17 protein-coding genes are annotated in these 16,820 nt (G+C 65.2%); 9 read left to right on the top strand and 8 right to left on the bottom strand.

What is annotated here, in order from left to right:
- Nucleotides 1-138: 138 nt before the first annotated feature.
- A complete protein-coding gene (locus AC1D14_RS16740; RefSeq protein ID WP_476968843.1) occupies nucleotides 139-1,950 on the bottom strand; it encodes an AfsR/SARP family transcriptional regulator in 1,812 nt (603 codons plus the stop codon).
- Nucleotides 1,951-2,060: 110 nt separating this feature from the next.
- On the opposite strand from AC1D14_RS16740, the gene AC1D14_RS16735 reads away from it, so the two are divergent.
- The gene (locus AC1D14_RS16735) at nucleotides 2,061-2,219 is read left to right on the top strand and encodes a hypothetical protein (protein ID WP_230120109.1); all 159 of its coding nucleotides are present in this window, start codon (nucleotides 2,061-2,063) and stop codon (nucleotides 2,217-2,219) included.
- Nucleotides 2,220-2,499: 280 nt separating this feature from the next.
- The gene (locus AC1D14_RS16730) at nucleotides 2,500-3,264 is read left to right on the top strand and encodes a hypothetical protein (protein ID WP_476968842.1); all 765 of its coding nucleotides are present in this window, start codon (nucleotides 2,500-2,502) and stop codon (nucleotides 3,262-3,264) included.
- A gap of 46 nt (nucleotides 3,265-3,310) precedes the next feature.
- Here AC1D14_RS16730 and AC1D14_RS16725 read toward each other — a convergent pair whose 3' ends face one another.
- Nucleotides 3,311-4,822 (bottom strand): diguanylate cyclase domain-containing protein, encoded by a 1,512-nt coding sequence (locus tag AC1D14_RS16725; RefSeq protein WP_230120111.1) that lies wholly within the window; start codon nucleotides 4,820-4,822, stop codon nucleotides 3,311-3,313.
- Between the two features lie 143 nt (nucleotides 4,823-4,965).
- Between AC1D14_RS16725 and AC1D14_RS16720 the strand changes: the two genes are divergently transcribed.
- Nucleotides 4,966-5,226, top strand: a complete 261-nt coding sequence (locus AC1D14_RS16720; protein WP_230120112.1) for a hypothetical protein — start codon at nucleotides 4,966-4,968, stop codon at nucleotides 5,224-5,226.
- A gap of 288 nt (nucleotides 5,227-5,514) precedes the next feature.
- Here the strand turns inward: AC1D14_RS16720 and AC1D14_RS16715 are convergent, their stop codons facing one another.
- Nucleotides 5,515-6,798, bottom strand: coding sequence for a class I SAM-dependent methyltransferase (locus AC1D14_RS16715; RefSeq protein WP_476968841.1), 1,284 nt, complete (start codon nucleotides 6,796-6,798; stop codon nucleotides 5,515-5,517).
- Nucleotides 6,799-7,036: 238 nt separating this feature from the next.
- On the opposite strand from AC1D14_RS16715, the gene AC1D14_RS16710 reads away from it, so the two are divergent.
- Together AC1D14_RS16710 and AC1D14_RS16705 are read left to right on the top strand one after the other, a co-directional pair.
- Complete coding sequence (locus tag AC1D14_RS16710; RefSeq protein WP_230120114.1) at nucleotides 7,037-7,504, top strand: hypothetical protein; 468 nt, start codon at nucleotides 7,037-7,039, stop codon at nucleotides 7,502-7,504.
- A 208-nt stretch (nucleotides 7,505-7,712) separates the two neighbouring features.
- Nucleotides 7,713-8,180 carry a hypothetical protein gene (locus tag AC1D14_RS16705; RefSeq protein ID WP_476968840.1) on the top strand — a complete coding sequence of 156 codons (468 nt, stop codon included), beginning with the start codon at nucleotides 7,713-7,715 and terminating at the stop codon, nucleotides 8,178-8,180.
- Between the two features lie 94 nt (nucleotides 8,181-8,274).
- Here the strand turns inward: AC1D14_RS16705 and AC1D14_RS16700 are convergent, their stop codons facing one another.
- A complete protein-coding gene (locus AC1D14_RS16700) occupies nucleotides 8,275-8,844 on the bottom strand; it encodes a hypothetical protein (RefSeq protein WP_230120116.1) in 570 nt (189 codons plus the stop codon).
- A 276-nt stretch (nucleotides 8,845-9,120) separates the two neighbouring features.
- Here AC1D14_RS16700 and AC1D14_RS16695 point away from each other — a divergent pair, with 276 nt between their 5' ends.
- A complete protein-coding gene (locus tag AC1D14_RS16695; RefSeq protein ID WP_230120117.1) occupies nucleotides 9,121-10,740 on the top strand; it encodes an alkaline phosphatase D family protein in 1,620 nt (539 codons plus the stop codon).
- A gap of 274 nt (nucleotides 10,741-11,014) precedes the next feature.
- Here the strand turns inward: AC1D14_RS16695 and AC1D14_RS16690 are convergent, their stop codons facing one another.
- Entirely contained in the window at nucleotides 11,015-11,311 is a 297-nt protein-coding gene (locus tag AC1D14_RS16690; protein WP_230120118.1) for a hypothetical protein, read from the bottom strand.
- A gap of 243 nt (nucleotides 11,312-11,554) precedes the next feature.
- Between AC1D14_RS16690 and AC1D14_RS16685 the strand changes: the two genes are divergently transcribed.
- The 3 genes from AC1D14_RS16685 to AC1D14_RS16675 all read left to right on the top strand — a co-directional run bounded on the left by AC1D14_RS16685 (nucleotide 11,555) and on the right by AC1D14_RS16675 (nucleotide 13,678).
- Nucleotides 11,555-11,986, top strand: coding sequence for an SRPBCC family protein (locus AC1D14_RS16685; RefSeq protein ID WP_230120119.1), 432 nt, complete (start codon nucleotides 11,555-11,557; stop codon nucleotides 11,984-11,986).
- 146 nt (nucleotides 11,987-12,132) lie between these two features.
- Entirely contained in the window at nucleotides 12,133-12,717 is a 585-nt protein-coding gene (locus tag AC1D14_RS16680) for a 3'-5' exonuclease family protein (RefSeq protein ID WP_476882386.1), read from the top strand.
- 205 nt (nucleotides 12,718-12,922) lie between these two features.
- Nucleotides 12,923-13,678 (top strand): ZIP family metal transporter, encoded by a 756-nt coding sequence (locus AC1D14_RS16675; RefSeq protein ID WP_476968839.1) that lies wholly within the window; start codon nucleotides 12,923-12,925, stop codon nucleotides 13,676-13,678.
- Nucleotides 13,679-13,739: 61 nt separating this feature from the next.
- Here AC1D14_RS16675 and AC1D14_RS16670 read toward each other — a convergent pair whose 3' ends face one another.
- From AC1D14_RS16670 to AC1D14_RS16660, 3 genes are all read right to left on the bottom strand, one after another.
- Nucleotides 13,740-13,922 (bottom strand): PspC domain-containing protein, encoded by a 183-nt coding sequence (locus AC1D14_RS16670; protein WP_476968838.1) that lies wholly within the window; start codon nucleotides 13,920-13,922, stop codon nucleotides 13,740-13,742.
- Nucleotides 13,923-14,478: 556 nt separating this feature from the next.
- A complete protein-coding gene (locus tag AC1D14_RS16665) occupies nucleotides 14,479-15,849 on the bottom strand; it encodes a GAF domain-containing serine/threonine-protein kinase (protein ID WP_230121524.1) in 1,371 nt (456 codons plus the stop codon).
- A 180-nt stretch (nucleotides 15,850-16,029) separates the two neighbouring features.
- On the bottom strand, nucleotides 16,030-16,287 hold the full coding sequence (locus AC1D14_RS16660) for a hypothetical protein (protein ID WP_230121523.1): 258 nt from the start codon (nucleotides 16,285-16,287) through the stop codon (nucleotides 16,030-16,032).
- Nucleotides 16,288-16,820: the final 533 nt, after the last annotated feature.

Here is a 16,820-nt window from a genome sequence, read left to right as displayed (position 1 = left end):
TCTGAGTCCGGAACCTTACAGGTTTCGAGCAGGGTCCGTCTTTGACGGGCCCTGCTTTTGTTTAACGCGGGTGTGCTGGTTTCGACGGGCTCAACCAGCGGGGTTTCGACAAGCTCAACCAGCGGGGTTTCGACTGGTTCAACCGCGCTGGCGCCCGGCCAGGAACGCCGTCAGCGCAGGGTTGTCGATCTCCTTCGCCAGCCAGGGCACGGTCTCCGCTGCGGCCTCATCGCCGAGAACGGCCCGATGCGACTGCGCCCGCACCATGAATTCCCGCATCCCGCTGCGGCTCGCCAGCTCGCCCAGCCGCCCCACGAATTCTGAAGCCCGCGGAGACCGGGCGGCGATGGCGACTTCGGCCGCCGTGTCCAGCAGCCGGGCCGAATACCAGAGGTACCACGGCTTGGGTTCAAGGCCGCGGCTGACCCAGTGTTCCGCGGCCGCCAGATCGCCGTGCGCCAGGAACAGGCGTGCCTCGGCGCCTGCGGCCAACGCCATGTAGCAGTGGTCGCCGGCCAAGTCGGCCATCACCCAGGACCTGTCAATCAGTTCGGCAGCTTCCTCCAGCCGGCCGGCGGCGAGATATGTTTCTCCCCGGACCCCGTCGACAAACGGTTCGAACGCCGTCCAGTGCTCCGCCGCTATCCAGTCCAGCGCCCGGTCCAAACAGGCCGCCGCCGCTTCCAACTCGCCTTGGAGCAGACGCACCCGGCCCAGCAGAGCCTCGCTGAACGCCTGCTGCCGGCGGTTCCCGACGGCCTTGGCGAGCCTTCCGGACTCGGTCAGCGCCGTCACGGCGTCCGCGTACCGGGCAGTGTCCGAGGCCAGCATGCCCTGAATGGCCAGGATCCTTGACTGTTCGTCGGGGAATCCATTGGCTGCCACCATCGCCCGGTCAAGCCACCCGGCCGCGCGGTCGGGGACACCGCGTTGCACGGACAGGTAACCCAGCTCGCGGTAGGCGGCGGCAGCAGTGCGGGAGGCGCCGTCGGGCCCTTCGGCCGACAACGCCTGGTGCAGGAAGTCCGCCACCTCGGCGCCGCGGCCGCCCGCCTGGTGGATCAGCGCGCCGGACAGCGTCACGAGGGACTCGGCGAGCAGGTGGCGGTCGCTGGTGCGCTGGGCGAGTACGACGGCGAGCCGCAGCTGATCCAGCCCCCGGTCCACGGCGCCCGCCGAGAGTGAGGCGCCTCCGGCGTCGAGATAGGACCGGACCGTCGCCGCGGTGGCCGGCATGCCGGGGTCCGCTGCCGGAGCTGCATCGGACAGTGCCCGCCGGACTTCCGCGGGCAGCGGCAGGCCGAGCTCCTGGCGGTAGAGCTCTCCGCATCTGGTCACATGCTCCCGGGCGCGGCGGTGCTCGCCCAGGGCCACGAACGCCTTGACCAGCACGACGTTGCAGTCCGTGTGGAAGGGATCCCTGTGCAGCGCGAGCGATGCCAGCTCCACTGCCTCGCCGGGAGCCCCCGTAGCGAGGGCAGCAAGGGAGGCCTCGTAGAGCATGGACTGAACGACGTTTTCCAGCCGGTAGCGCTGGTCCGCCAGCCACGAGTCGAAGACGGGGCAGTCGGCGAAGGACAGTCCCTCCAGCAGCTGGCCGTCGAGCCGGCGGGGGTCAAGGCCCGGGCTGCTTCCCGAGTCAATCACCTCGGCGGCATCGCAGCGCCACGGAGGCTGCACCACCATCCGCAGGGGATCGCCCGCCATCGCAATGCCGTCGAGGGTCCGCCGCAGCTCGGACAGGTTCCAGCGCAGCGCCCCGAGGGGATCCGCGGCATCCGGAAACAACAGCGAGGCGGTCCGGGAGCGGCCGGTGTCGTCCGCCTGCAGCGCGAGGTAGGCGAGCACCGCCCAGGCCTTGCGGCCTCTGGGCTGCGGGGGAATTGCGCCAGGGGACTCGATCCGGGGCGGACCGAGGAGCCGGATCCAGGTCTCGGCCATACGGCTCATGTTACCGCCGCGCTTCTTCGGCGTCTGCGTAGCATCACACGCTTGCTCACACGCCGCCTGGGGACACTGAAATCACCCAATCCACACTCAATCACCCGAGGTGCACCGCAATGGTACTGCTCATCCTGCTTGTCGGACTCTGGGTTGTCTCGGCCACGGTCCGCTCCGTCGTTCATGACGGACGGGGCCACACTCCCAGTGTGCGCTCCACCGAACCGTGGAAAGCCGGCAACCTTCCCAGCGTGCCGTTTTCGGAGGCGCGGCTTTAGCCGGGTTTCGACAGGTCTACCGCAAAACTACGATGGCGGGAGGCCGGGAGCGTGTCCCGGCCTCCCGCCGTCGTGGCTCCGAAGAGGTGATCAGCCCGCGATGTCCACGGAGCGCGACTCGGCATCGCTGAGCCGGGCGGCGTCCAGCCCTGAACGGAAAGCTGGCGGCACGGCCCGGCGCCGCCTGACGGCTAGGGCCGCAGCTGATCGGATGTGCGGCGGCCGGGAGTAGGCTCGATATATGGCCAGGTGTCTTCCGGGCGGCGACAAAGTTGAGCCGATGGGGAACGAATCCACGATGTCCGTCCGGCTGGATCCGCTGCACTATCCGTGGGATCCGCCAGAAGCCTCGGGTGTCGTCCTCGGCGAGGATTTCCTGCCTCTGGGGCTGGCAGCCGACCTAAACGCGGTCCTCTCCGGGGCCGACGCGGCACCGCTGGGCGCCCGGTCGCTGGTAGTTTCGATCGGCTCGAACTCCAGCCCTGATGTCATGAGGAGAAAATTCGCAAACTACGGCCAGCCGGTCAGCAGGATTCTGCCGATGGTCCGTGGCCGGCTACACAACATTGGCGTTGGCCATTCCGCCCACGTGAGCACTGCCGGCTACATTGCGGCCGCCCCGTACTCCCGGACGGGGAAGTGCACCACGGTCTGGGTGTCGTGGCTTGATGAGGGCCAGTTGCTGGCGCTGGACGCAACGGAGCACAACTACCGGCGGTTGGAGCTCAACGGGAAGGACTGTGGGCTCGTATTGGACAACGGCGAACGTCCGGCGACCTTTTCGCTCTATGCGTCGAGCTGGGGTGTGCTCAACGATGGCCACGGTGCGGAGCTTCCCCTGATGGATCAGCCGGCCCTCTTCCGGCTTCTCGCTGGCAGCGTGACTAGGCGGGACCTGGAGGATGAGAAATCAGTCTTCGAAGGACCACCTGAACGGGTTGTTGAGCAGCTGGCGTTGCCGGCGGTCCAGGCAGGGGCCAAGGATTGGTTCCGTTCGGCCGGGTTGGTCACACAGGTGGACTTCGACTCTGTCCGTGAGGGCTAACCGCGGTTCTCAAAGCCAGTGGTTTTGACAAGCTCAACCAGCGGGTTCACCACCCGGCGGTGTCTGAGCCTTGCTTTGACCGCACCGGATGCACGTGCCGTTTCGGTTGGTTCCCCTCGGCGTTGTAGACCTCGTAGCGCGCCTTGCCGCCGAGTTTCGCCGCGTACATGGCGGAATCCGCCTGCCGCAGCAGCTCAGCGGCGTCGGCCGTTTCGGCGCTTCTCTGGGCCACGCCCATGCTCACGGAGACGGTCAGGGGATGATCGCCGATGAGGAACGGCTCGCTCAGCGTCTCGTAGATCCGTTCGGCGACGGGCCCCGTGGCGGGACTGCCGTCGTCGTTGTCCAGAACGACGACGGCGAACTCGTCACCGCCCAGCCTGGCCACCATGTCGTGGCTGCGGACGCTGGCCCGGAGCCGGGCCGCCAGCTGGATGAGCAGGTCGTCGCCGCCCTCGTGGCCGAAGGAGTCGTTGACGTCCTTGAAGTCGTCAATGTCGATGAACAGGAGGCCCTCGTGCCGCGTCCTGAGGTCGCTGCCGGTTTCAAATGACGCCGCCAGGCGCTCGGTCAGGGCAGCGCGGTTGGCTAGTCCGGTGAGGGTGTCGTGGGTCGCCCGGTGTGTCAGCGTGCGGTGGCTGTCCTGGAGGGCGGCGGCCATTCCGTTGAACGCGGTGGCCAACTCGCCCAGCTCGTCCCGCCTGGCGATGTCGATGCGGTGGCTGTAGTCCCCGGCCTGCAGCTTGTGGACGCCGCGGCGCAGGCTGTTGACGGGACGCATCAGGTCCTTGACCATGCGGCGGCGGAAGTACAGGGTGGCGCCGACGGCCAGGATCAACAGTCCCGTCCTGGCGATCAGGAGCAGCTGTTCGAGGTCGCCGGTGTCAACGAGGCCCCGGTCCAACGTCGCCAGCGACGAACGCTGGATGCCTGCCAGCTGATCGCGCACACCCTTGCTGGCTGCCGCGAAGGCGGGGGTCTCAGCCACGTGGTTCCCGTCCAGTTCGAGCACCTGGTCTCCCCAGAGGCCGCGTGCCGCCAGCGCCGCCTGCCAGTCCTGGCGCGCGCCGAGGAGCGCGGACTGGATGCCGCTGTCCTCGGGATCCGCGAGGACCTCGGCGGCCTTATCGAACTTGTCCGAGATGTCCTTTTGCTGCAGCATGAACGCCTGACGGTTCACCGGCGCATCGGCCAGCAGCTGATGCCCCAGTTGTTCGTGGTCGTCAACCGCCGCGGCCACCTGCGCGACCTTCCCCGACTCGAGCTGGAGCCGGCCGGCCGTCGTTTCCATCTGGTGCACCACGGCCCGTACGCCCACAATCGTGACGATCGCGCCCAAGACCAGTGCCAAGAGCATGAAGATGAAGGCCCTGGACCACTCGCGCTGCAGGCTCCACGTGCGGGCCGGACCTGTTGGGTCCGCCGTCGAAGTGGGGCTTGTCAGATCCGTTGGCGCATCGGCGGCTTCGGCGGGAGCTGCGCTGGAAAAATCGGCGGGCGTCTTCTCTGGGGCCGTCCCGCGAGGATCGGTTGACCCTACCCCCGGTCCGGTTGTCATACGAGGAGGCTAGCAGGAGCGGCATTCCCGGTGCCGTTGGAACGGACACATTTCGTCCGCGGGTTGTCGTGTGATGACGGCGCCGCACCGCGCGGCCCGAAAGTGGGGGAGACTGGAAGCCACTGAAACGAAGGCGGAAGACATTGATTACTCTCCAGCAGGATGCCGAAGGCTTTATCCGGATGAACCGGCACTTTCCCGAAAGCGTCCTGATCTCCATCACTTTTGCCGACGGCACAGTAGAAGAGATCGCCGGTGGCCGGCTCAACAAGGCCTACGACGACGCCCTGGCCGAATACCGAGCACAAAACCACCTTGACGCGAAGGGATTCTCGCGTTCCCCGCAAAAGAAAACCAGCCCCGGAAACAAGATCGACTTCGTAAAGGTCCATCCGGGCATGTGACTGAGCCGAGCCGGGCGCCGCTGATCGAGCTTGCCCCGCTGATCGAGCTTGTCCCCGCTGATCGAGCTTGTCGAGATCCGAGTTCTGCGCACCCGGTTTCGACAGGCTCAACCGGCGTTCCCCGCTGATCGAGCTTGTCCCCGCTGATCGAGCTCGTCGAGATCCGAGTTCTGCGCACCCGGTTTCGACAGGCTCAACCGGCGTTCCCCGCTGATCGAGCTTGTCGAGATCCGAGTTCTGCGCACCTGGTTTCGACAGGCTCGATCAGCGACAACCCCAGTCAGCGGATCAGATCCAATCCTTCCGGCGCAGGGGCGGCTCTGCCCCGCCCTTCCGCTGCACCAGCACCTGGTTCACACCCGTCAGCCCGTCCTCGAAACCCAGTGCGCTCGCGGCCATGTAGAGGCGCCAGATCCGGGCCCGGCCCGCGCCGGCGAGCCGCACTGCCTCATCCCAGTGCTCCTCCAGATTTCTCACCCAGGCCCGCAGCGTCAGGGCGTAGTGCCGGCGCAAGGCTTCGACGTCGAGCACCTCGAAGCCGCCGCCGTCCAGCGCCACAACCATGTCTGAAAGGCTCAGCATCTCGCCGTCGGGGAAGACGTAGCGGGGGATGAAGGAGTCGGGGTCATCCTCTGTGGGCCCGGCGTTCCACGATATTGCGTGGTTGAGCAGCCGGCCGCCGGGGCGCAGCAGCCCGTGGAGCTGAGAAGCGTAGTGGCCGATCTGTTCGCGGCCCACGTGCTCTGACATGCCGATGGAGCTGATCGAGTCGAACGGCCCGTCGTCGATATCGCGGTAGTCCTGAACCCGGATGTCCACCCGCTCCGTCAGCCCGGCTTCCGCCACCCTCTTGCGCGCCAGTTCCGCCTGTTCGGTGGATAGCGTCACGCCGACGACGTTGACCCCGTAGTGCTCAGCGGCATGCAGCGCAAAGCTGCCCCAGCCGCAGCCCACGTCCAGGACCCGCATTCCCGGCTTCAGCCCCAGCTTCCGGCAGACCAGATCGAGCTTCGCTTGCTGGGCTGCCTCAAGCGAGATGCCTTCACTGTCAAACACCGCGCAGGAGTAGACCATCGACGGGCCGAGGACCAGACGGTAGAAGTCGTTGCCGACGTCGTAGTGGTGCGAGATCGCCGCGGCGTCCCGTTTCTTTGAGTGCCGGTGCCCGTGCTTTTCGACCTTCGCTTCTTCGGGCGGCGGCGCGGGGTTCGGTCCGACCGCGCCCAAACTGACGGCAGTGGTGAGCAGCGTCCCCAGCTCACGCGCCGTTGGCTTCTTGAAGGGGCCGGGCTCGGCGAACTTGCCGGCGGAGCTCAGCGCCGCGAAGGTTGCAAAGATGTCGCCGTGAGGATCGATTTCCCCGGCCACGTACGCCCGGCTCAGGCCAAGCTGCCCGGGTGACCACAGGATCCGGCGCAATGCCCGCCGCGACGTGAATTCGATAAGCGGTGCGTTTGCCGGGCCTGCTTCCGATCCGTCCCACGCCCGCAGCCGGACGGGGATCTCCTCCGTGCCCAAAACAATCGCCAGCGCTTTGGCCAGCCGTGGTGCCACACCCGATGTCTTTGCCATGTTCGTCGCCTCTCGTCCGGTGCCTGCCTCAGGCTAGGTCCTACTTCATTGCAGTCCCGTCGCTAGAACCTAAACGTACACAAACCGCGGCGTTCCGGGACAGAGAGACAAACCTGTCCGGTCTTCGTGTCGGTTGGCTGCCGCTCGCGGCGTTTGTTGTTATGAACTCTGGACCGGGCATTGGGGCGGTGGGATCCTGATCGCACACACTCTCGAAGAGGGAAGCTGGTGGCAGATCATGGAGGATTCGCCGGAGACACGTCAGAGGTTGTCCGACCGCATCGACCAGAAACAGCAGGACATCCGGTCCTATCTGGGACGGCAACTGCCCCGCCGGCACAAACTCACCGAATTCAGCGTCGTCGGGAGTGTGCTGGCGGCTATGTTCACGGCAGGTCCGGCGTTCGGTGGCACAGGGTTCACCGCCGCCGTCCAGGACACCCTTTCCCTTGGGGACCCTTCGGTGGTGTGGCGGGTTCTTTGTTTGGGAGCGGTAATTCTTTCCGTCGGGGCGGGGCTCGCCACGAACTTCGCCAACTCCCAGGCTCTGGCCGAGAAGGTCAGCGCAGCGGAGACGGCCATCGCACAGTTGGAAGGGCTGCAACTGTCCCTGGGCTTCGGCCACATAGCGATCGACGAAGCGGCGATGCTCTATAAGCAATATGTCTCCCACGTGGCGTTCATGGATGTTGCACGCGCACGCTAACGGGTGACCGCGGCCGTTGGGCCGCGGCTGCCGCCAAGCACATTCGCAGTGTCAGGCGTTTCATTCCCTCTGCCTAACTTGGGCTCCAGCCTTACTCCTCTGCGGCCCGTGGGACTGCCCGCGCTGGAGCAGTCGAGTCTGGACCGCGCATCGGGGCGGTGGGATCCTGATCGCAGATACCGTCCGACAGGGAGGCTGGTAGCAGATCATGGACGAATCACCGGAAACGCGTCAAAGGCTGTCCGACCGCATCCAACAGAAGCAAGAGACCATCCGCTCCTACCTGGGGCGGGAACGACCCCGGCGGAACAGGCTCTCAAACATCAGCATCGTGGGCAGCGCACTAGCCGCCATGGTCACCGCCGGACCGGCGGCTGGGGGCACCGGGTTCACCGAAGCAGTACAGGGCATATTCTCGCTCGGCGACGATTCCGTGGTGTGGCGATTCCTGTGCCTGGCAGCCGTAATTCTGTCCGTCGCGGCGGCCCTGGCCACCAACTTCGCCAATTCACATGCGCTGACCGACAGGGTCAGCGCAGCGGAAACAACGAACGCCCAACTGGAAGGGCTGCAGGACACGTTGGATTTTGGCCACATTCCCATTGACGACGCACTGAAGCTGTACCAGCAATACGTCGCCCAAATCCCATTCGTGGACCAACTGCCGTCGCGCTGACGTTTCGGCCAAAATAGGAATGCCCGACGGCGGGTGGCCGGCAGAGATGCCGGCCACCGGGTACGACGGCACTAGGGATGGTGAAATGACGAATTTAGGCGAGCAACTCGCAGATATTCGTCACTTGGGCATCGCCCTCGAACGGGCTAACTTGCCTTCCCCTGCTGTCGAGCACATACGTTACGCTGCCCACGGTCAAGTAGACTCCTTTCCTGTCGCCTACCGGAATGGTCAACACATTGCGCCCCGTTGCTGTAATGGTCTGGTTGCCCGATGCCGAGGTTGTAATATGCGAGGATCCCGTGATCACATAGGTAACGCTTTCGCGGGTCTTCACATTTGTCAGAGTCACTTCCTGGCCGGGAGACGTGAGCAATGCTCCGCCGGGTAGCTCAATGAAGTTCGACTTACCTGTGAGCACACCCTCGATTCGGAAGCCGCACTCTTTGAGAGTAAAGGTGAATGTGCCGATCGGCTCGGGTGCCGCGGTGGCCACGGCTCCCGTTCCTCCGAGCAGGCCCGCTAGAAGGCACAACAAAACAGGCATTCTTTTCATGACAAAACTCCATCCAAGCTTGGTTGGGAAGCGCTCGACAAAAGACGCGTCGAAGGTTTGCGAATGAAAGATTCTATGGGCGGTGGGTATTCGCAGATTAATATCCAATAGGGCAGCTCCCGGTGGAGAGTGCTGCTAACGAGTCGCCGCGGAGAAGGCGCAAAGCACCGATTCCCACTCATTATTTCTTACTCGAAAGTAAGGGTCCGCTCCCGGCATTATCTTCTTTGCTTAATGCCTAGGTGCAGGATATTAGTCCCTGCCGCGCGTGCTTGGGAAGACAATTTCGCTAAATCCCCAATTGAAATAAACAGTTGTCAGCTCTCACTCAAGTGTTCACCCCCACGTCTCCAACGGTTCACAAGCGCCGTCAACGATGGCACCATGACTGCTTTCACTCGCCGAAACGTCCTCAAAGGTGCCATCGCCGCTGCCGGTGCTGCCGCCGTCGCACCCTCACTCATTGTGCCCGCGCACGCCGCCCGCCCATCCGGCGTCCCGCTGGTCCGCAACCGCCTCACCCTCCCGTCCGGCATCTCCACCGGAGACGTCACCACCAACTCCGGCGTGCTCTGGTCCCGAGCCTCCGGTCCCGGCCGGCTCGTGGCCAACCTGCTGGCCGTGGACGAGTACGGAACCCCGCTCCGGGGCGGACGCGCCTTCCAGCGCGTGCTCCGCGGGACCACGGCCAGCGAGGCCACCGACTTCACCTCCAAGATCAACGCCCAGCACCTCCCGGCTGGCACCCGCTTCGCGCTCACCATGCACTTCGAGGATACCGAGGGCCACGCCGGCGAGACTGCGCACGGCTCGTTCAGCACGGCACCCGGTACCGGCACATTCCGCAGCGGCCGCACAGCCCGCCGGCAGAGCTTCGTCTGGACCGGCGACACCGCCGGCCAGGGCTGGGGCATCAACGAAGAGATCGGCGGCATGCGCGGCTACGCGGGCATGCACGCCACCAAGCCGGACTTCTTCATCCACTCCGGCGACACCATCTACGCTGACGGCCCCATCACCGCCGAGGTCACCGAGCCGGACGGCCAGGTTTGGCGCAACCTGGTCACCGAGGAAGTGTCCAAGGTGGCCGAGACCCTCAACGAGTTCCGCGGCAGGCACCGCTACAACATGATGGACAAGAACATCCGCGCCCTCTACGCCGACGTGCCGGTGATCGCCCAATGGGACGACCACGAAACCCACAACAACTGGTACCCCGGGCAGATCATCACCGACGCCCGTTACACCGAACGCCGCGCAGACGTGCTCGCCGCCCGCGGCCGCCAGGCCTGGCAGGAGTACCAGCCGATCGCGCAGCTGAGCGACGGCAGCACCGGCTTCGAGCCCGCCCGCATCTACCGCAAGATCTCCCGCGGCCCGCAGCTGGATGTCTTCTGCCTGGACATGCGCACCTTCAAGGACCCCAACACGGACGGCAAGGAAACGAGCCTCACCCACATCCTCGGCGAGGAGCAGGCGCGCTGGCTCATCCGTGAAGTGAGCAAGTCCAAGGCGACCTGGAAGGTCATCTCCGCCGACCTCCCGCTCGGCATCATCGTGCCGGACGGCACCGTGAACGAGGAATCCCTCTCAAACCGCGACGCCGGAGCCCCGTTGGGCAAGGAACTCGAGATCGCCGGGGTGCTGTCCGCGTTCAAGCGCAACCGGGTTAAAAACGTGGTCTGGCTCACGGCCGACGTCCACTACTGCGCCGCACACCACTACTCGCCGGAGCGCGCGGCCTTCCGCGACTTCGACCCCTTCTGGGAATTCGTGGCCGGCCCCATCAACGCCGGAACGTTCGGCCCCAGCCAGATGGACGGCACCTTCGGCCCCGAGGTCGCATTCTTCAAGGCCGGTGCCTACGCCAACCAGTCCCCGCGCAACGGCGAGAGCCAGTTCTTCGGCCACGTGGACCTCGGCGAGGACGACGTCTTCTCCGTCAGCCTCCGCAACGCCAACGGCGCCGTGCTCTGGAGCAAGGACCTGCATCCCGAGCGCTGAGCGCGAAGGCACTGAACCCGGTTTTGACAGGCTCAACCAGCGGGATCGGTGTCGACGGACCCAACCAGGGCAAAGTTCGACGGCGGGTGACCGGCAGCAATGCCGGCCACCCGCCGTCGGGGTTTCCAATGCTTTTTGGTCCGTCTGCAGGCGGGCCGGCTATTCGAAGGACTCAATCCTCGGGTTGCCCTCGACGCTGCCCCTTTGCTTGGCGTCTTTCAGGTCGGGATTGGCGAAGAAGGCCCTGGCGGCGTCCACCATGTAGGTGAGTGGCTTACGCCTTCGGGCCTGCGGTCAGGTAGTTGTGGACGTCGAAGAAGGTGATCTCCGGCGGGCCAGGGATGCCGACCTCGGCGACGGTGGGAAGGGTCTTCGCTTGTGTGAAGGTGTCGAAGGCCTCCCGGCTCTCCCACGTGTCCACTACGCGGATCCCGGTGTCCGTGGCTGCCACCCAGTGGGTGAGGCCGCCCGGGGCACCGGGTCCGCCGGGCGTGAAGCCCAATTTCTCGACGACTTGGTCGTACTGTTCGAGGGTTCCGCCGGGGAAATCCAGGATGACGGCGATGGGCATAGCGCGCTCCTAAAGGCTTTCAGAACAAACCAGAGACGGCCCGGGATTGGACCGTCTAAGCCCCGTGGTACTCCGCACCCGGCGGGGTGTCAACGGGTAGTTGCTTGGGCTGCGGACTGCAGCCGGCCGAGTGCCCAGACCGCGGCCCTAAGCGTAAACTGAGAGCCACAAATCGGCTCATCGCCGCACGTCCTCGACGTCCGGCGGTTGGTTTGGTTCAGGTGGCGGGCGCGAGGAGGATCCGTGGTCAGATCGGCTGAAAGTGTGGTCATCAGGCGGACCCCGGAAGACGTCTTCGCCTACGTTGCGGATCTTCGCAACGAGCCCAACTGGCACGTCGACATTGACTCGGTGGACGCGGCCACCGATCCCGTGCCCTCCGTCGGCAAGACCTATCCCCTCCGGTTCAAACCGTTCATGGGCAAGACCGACGGACAGTTCACTGCACTGGACGTGACGCCGGGGGAGCAGTTGGTGTACCGAGGGGACTTCGCCGGGCTCCAGCCCCTGATCACCTACAAGGTAGAACCCGCACCGGAGGGCGCCAAATTTACCCGGAGCGTGGACATGAGGCCGCGCGGACTCGGCATGCTGATGGCACCGGCAATGGCCTTCATGGTGCCGCGCCGGAACAAGGTCTTTGTGCAGAATCTCAAGGCCGTCCTCGAACGCTGAGCCTGGTCTTCACCGGCTGTTCATCACCGCCGGCTTCACAATCCGCCCGGGAAAGTAATCTGGCATCCCGTCTGCGAAGATAATTTGGCTAGGGGGCAGAACGACAAGCTTTGGCCTCCGGCAACAATGCCAGGGGGAGGCAAGCAGTGCCAGGAATATGCTTTACGGCCATCGACTTCGAAACGGCCAACAGTGACCTTGCGTCGGTGTGCGGCGTGGGATTGGTGAAAGTCCGGGACGGACGCATCGTGGACACGACGTCCTGGCTGATCAAGCCGCCGGCAGGACTTAACCGGTTCGATCCCGTCCACACCGGGCGCCACGGCGTCACCGAACAGGACGTCTCCACAGCCGCCGGCTGGGAAATGGCCGTTGAAGGGATCCTGCACTTCACCTGCGAAGATCCCCTGGTTGCCTTCGACGCCCCCCATGACGCCGATGTCATGCGCAAGGCGAGCGGGCACCTGAAGCTGGATCTCCCCGCGAAGGACTTCTACTGCGCCCTGCAGCTGGCACGGAGCCAGCTGGATCTGCCGACGTACAGCCTCGACGCCGTCCTTTCCGCGCTCAGTCTGCCGCCCGCCGAGGCCGGCCCGGGTGCTGACGCCAGGGCCAGTGTGAATGTGGTTCGGGCCATCGCCGGCCTCCGCGGGGCATCCAGCCTCGCCGGGCTCTGGGATGCGCCGACGGCGAGCATCGGCAGCAAGCCGCAAGGGCGGCGCCGCCTCTAGCTTTCCACGCCCAGTGGTGCGTCCCGGAGGGCGCGGTCCGTCTCGAGTGCCTCTGTCCGCATTTGATCAGCATGCTGACGGCACGCCGCCGCTGGCCCCGTCCTCCTGTCTGCGAGAATGCTCGTGGTTTCGGGACCGGCGCCTGCCTGCAGCAGATGGCGGTTCCAAGCGAACGATCAGGCCTGGCGGCCGCGGAAGGGGATACATGCCGATGTGGGCGCAGGCCATGTTCTGGGGAACACTTGCCGGAGGCGCGCTGGTGCTCGGCTCGTGGCTGTCCTGGAAATGGACGGTCCCGCCGAAGCTGGTCTCCTCCATCATGGCCTTCGGCGCCGGTGTACTGATCTCGGCGCTCGCGTTTGAGCTCGTTGACGAAGCCGTGCAGGGTGGCGGCCTCTGGCCCACCGCCGCAGGATTCATGGCCGGATCCCTGATCTACGTCAGCGCCAATACCATGCTGTCGAAATCCGGGGCCAAGCACCGCAAACGCTCCACGGAACTGCAGCCCTCCGAAAAGGACACCCCGGGAAGCGGCACTGCCATCGCCATCGGAGCGCTCCTGGACGGCATCCCTGAATCAGTGGTTCTGGGCGTGGGCCTGATCGCCGGTGGTGCCGTCAGCCCAGCCATGCTCGCGGCCGTGTTCATCTCCAACGTCCCGGAAGGGCTGTCCAGCACCGCCGGGATGAAGAAGGCGGGCCGCAGCGCCAAATATGTGTTCGGCGTCTGGGGCGGCATCGCCATCCTCAGCGGCTTGGCGTCCCTTATCGGTTTCACAGCCCTGGAGAGCGCCCCCGATGCACTCGTGGCCTTCATTACCGCAGTCGCCGCCGGCGGCATCCTGGCCATGCTCGCAGACACGATGATTCCCGAGGCGTTCGAGGAACACCACAACCTCACGGGCCTGGTGGCATCGGTGGGGTTCCTCACCGCATTCACCATCCACCACACCGGCGGCTAGGCGAGACTCCCCGCAGCCCAGCCCGAACGGACACGCCCCCGGCGCGGCAGCCGGACTGAGGCTAAGCCTCCTTGGGAATGATGACCCACAAGGCGATGTAGACGAATTCACCGATCCCGAACAGGCCGAAGAGCACGAAGCCGATGCGGACGAGGGCCTTGGGGATGCCGAAGCGGGCGGCGAGGGCCGGGCAGACGCCGGCGATCATCTTGCCGTTCCTGGGCCGAACCATTGCTGTTGCCATTTCGCCACACTAGCAGCCGGGCGCAGGGGCGTCATCGGCTTGGGGAAGCTGCTTTCGGCAGCTGCGGTGTACCTCGACGACGGGAGGGCCGGCAGCGCTGGCGACCACCCCGCCGTCGAGCCTTCTCTGCGCGGAACTCGGCGCAGAATCCTGTTAGGTAGCTGCCCCGGTCGGCGTCCGGGCGAGCGGCGGCCCTTTGACCAACCGACGGTAATCGAAGGAAACGGTGGACAACGGGGGCTGGCCCGTCATCGACGCCTGGACTGCCGGCGGACCAGTCGGGCACCGGAACAGAGGGCTCATCGAAGTGGAAGTCCAGGGGGCTCATGGCTGCCCCCGGTAGTCATCCCGGCTGGAAATCGTGCTGGCCCGAAAAGTCATGTCCCCCCCAATTGCATTTGCGGACACATCCAGCATTGCCCGGAGATGCTACGGAAAGGTTGGGCTGTGCGGGGGCTAATTGGGGGAGGGGCGGCAGCGGGGATCCAAGCCCGACGGCGGGAAGCCCGCGGCGTTTGCCGGCCTCCCGCCGTCGGGGTCTCCCTCGTTGCCCAGCTCAGGGACGGACGGGTGCCAAACTCCGGCTCTCGAGCCGGAGCTCGAGGTCATTCATGACGACGGCGGCAAGGTCACGGAGCGTTGCTGCATCTTCCGGGGCGAGGACACGGGGTTTGTAATCGAGAATGCACAGCGTGCCCAGGTTGTAGCCATCCCGTGAAGTCAGCGGCGCACCCGCATAAAAACCAAGACCGAACTCCCCGGCAACAAGCGGATTGGCCAAGGCCCGCGGGTCATTGGGGGCATTCTCCACAACCCAGAGGTCGTCCTGCAGGATCGCCGAAGCGCACAGACCTGGGTCCCGGTTGATTTCCTCCGCAGGGATTCCGTGGTGGGACTTGAACCAGATGCGGTCATGGTCCACGACGGAGACGATCGCTATGGGCACCGAGAAGACCCGGGCCGCGAGTGCCGTGATCCTGTCGAAGGAGCCGTCCGGAGGGGTATCGAGAATGCCGTAGCGGTGGACAGCCTCCATGCGCGCGTCCTCGTTGGCGGGGATGATGGCGGTGTCCACCTTGTGCTTCCCGCGGCTGTTGACGGTCTGGTCGTAGAGGGCCTGGGTTACTTCGCGCGTGGAGGGCCGGTCCTGCGGGTCCCGTGCCGTCATGGCCGCCAGCAACTGCTGCCATTCCGGGTCCAAGCCGGCAGGAATTTCAGGGTCCCTGATCAGTCGCGCCACGGCGCTCTGGAGCGGATCGCCCTTGAATACGGGCTCGCCTGCAAGGCATTCAAGCAGCACAAGTCCAAGGGAGTAGACATCGCTGGCGGGCCCCACCGGTTCGGCCATCGCCTGCTCCGGGCTGAGGTATGCCGCGGTTCCGAGAACGTCACCGGTGTCGACATGCGGTGTGTCCGCCATGAGGGCAATGCCGAAGTCGGTCAGCTTCGCGCGCATCCGGGCGGCATCGTGGTGGTAGTCGAAGACCATGATGTTGCCGGGTTTGACGTCGCGGTGGACTACGCCGCTGTCATGAATGTAGGTGAGCGCGTCCGCCAGATCGTGGCCAATCTGGGCCGTGTGCCGGGACGAGAGCGGGCCGTCCTGGAGGCGGCGGCGGAGGTCCGGGCCCTCCACGAGCTCCATCACGAGGTAGATGCGGGGGCCGGATTCGGTCCTGTCCGCTCCTGCGTCCAGGAGCGTGACCAGGTTGTGGTGGTTCAGGCGTGCGAGGACTTTCAGTTCCGCGTCGTCGTCCTGCGCATCCCTGTTGGCGGGCTTGATGACCACCTTGACGGCCACGTCCCGGCCGAGGAATTCGTCGGTAGCCCGGTAGACGTTGGCCATTGCACCGGAACCGATCTGGTCCACGACGCGGTATCGTCCGCCGAGGAACGTTCCTGCTGAAATGCCGGACAGTACGTCCATTGGATACCTTGAATTTTCCCGAGCGCGCCAAAAGGCGTGCGGTGCGTAGGTTGGTGTGGGGTGCTGGCAGGAGCGGGTTAATAACAACGCGGCTTGGAAGGCCGGCGTCCGATTGGAAGCATCGGCCTTTAACGCTGCAGGAAGAGCCGGTGCGTGTCGGCTCTTCCTGCAGCAGTGGAGCTAGATGAGGCTGGGGGCGCTGGCGAGGATATAGTCCGCCGCGGCCGGGCCAGTCATGGACAACTCATTGTGATCCGGATCGATGCCGAGTTCCTTCAGACCTGCCCGCAAGGCCTCGGGGGACTCGGGCTGTATCGTGTTGATCAGGCTCCAGCTGGTGTAGAGGCCATAGAGCTCGTCCGGAGTCAGCCCGGAGTCGGTTTCCCGGTCCGCAGTGAGGGCCTCGGCTACGAAGCGGTCAAAGTGTGTTGCAGTCATTTTTGGCTCTTTCATGGCGTGCACATTTGATACGCCGTTCTGCTTCAGCGATAACGGACCACTGCCCTTTGGGCAGAGAACGTCCTAAAAATTTATGCGAGACAGACCGTTCTGTCTAGTTACGGTTGGCTTACGGTCATGTGCAGGGTCGGAAGCTTGGCCAGGCGCCCTGTCAGGGGGTGGGTCCGGGGCACCTCCGGGGGTCGGCTTGGGGCGACGCCAGAGGGTCGGCATCGGGCGCCGGATCCGCGCCCGACGGTCGATTTGCACCGGCCGCCGGGGGTGTGTAAAGTAATTCGAGTCGCCGCCGCTGATGCGGAAAGAAAGCGACCGACCCCCTTCTGAATGGCCTGGAAAACGGCGCTTTTATGGCGTGTGGAATCCGGGTGGGGATCCTTGTTTGAGCCGTGGACCGCGGAGACGCTGGTTTGCAATGTGGTTTGGATTCGGGTAAGTTTGGGAAGTTGCTCCGGAGCGATCTGCGACTGGTTGTTTGGTTGTGGTGGTGCCGGGTGTGTCTGTTGTTTGAGAAC

This window comes from Arthrobacter sp. P1_B11 (assembly GCF_056406715.1).
This window is presented reverse-complemented; position numbering and strand designations above follow the sequence as displayed.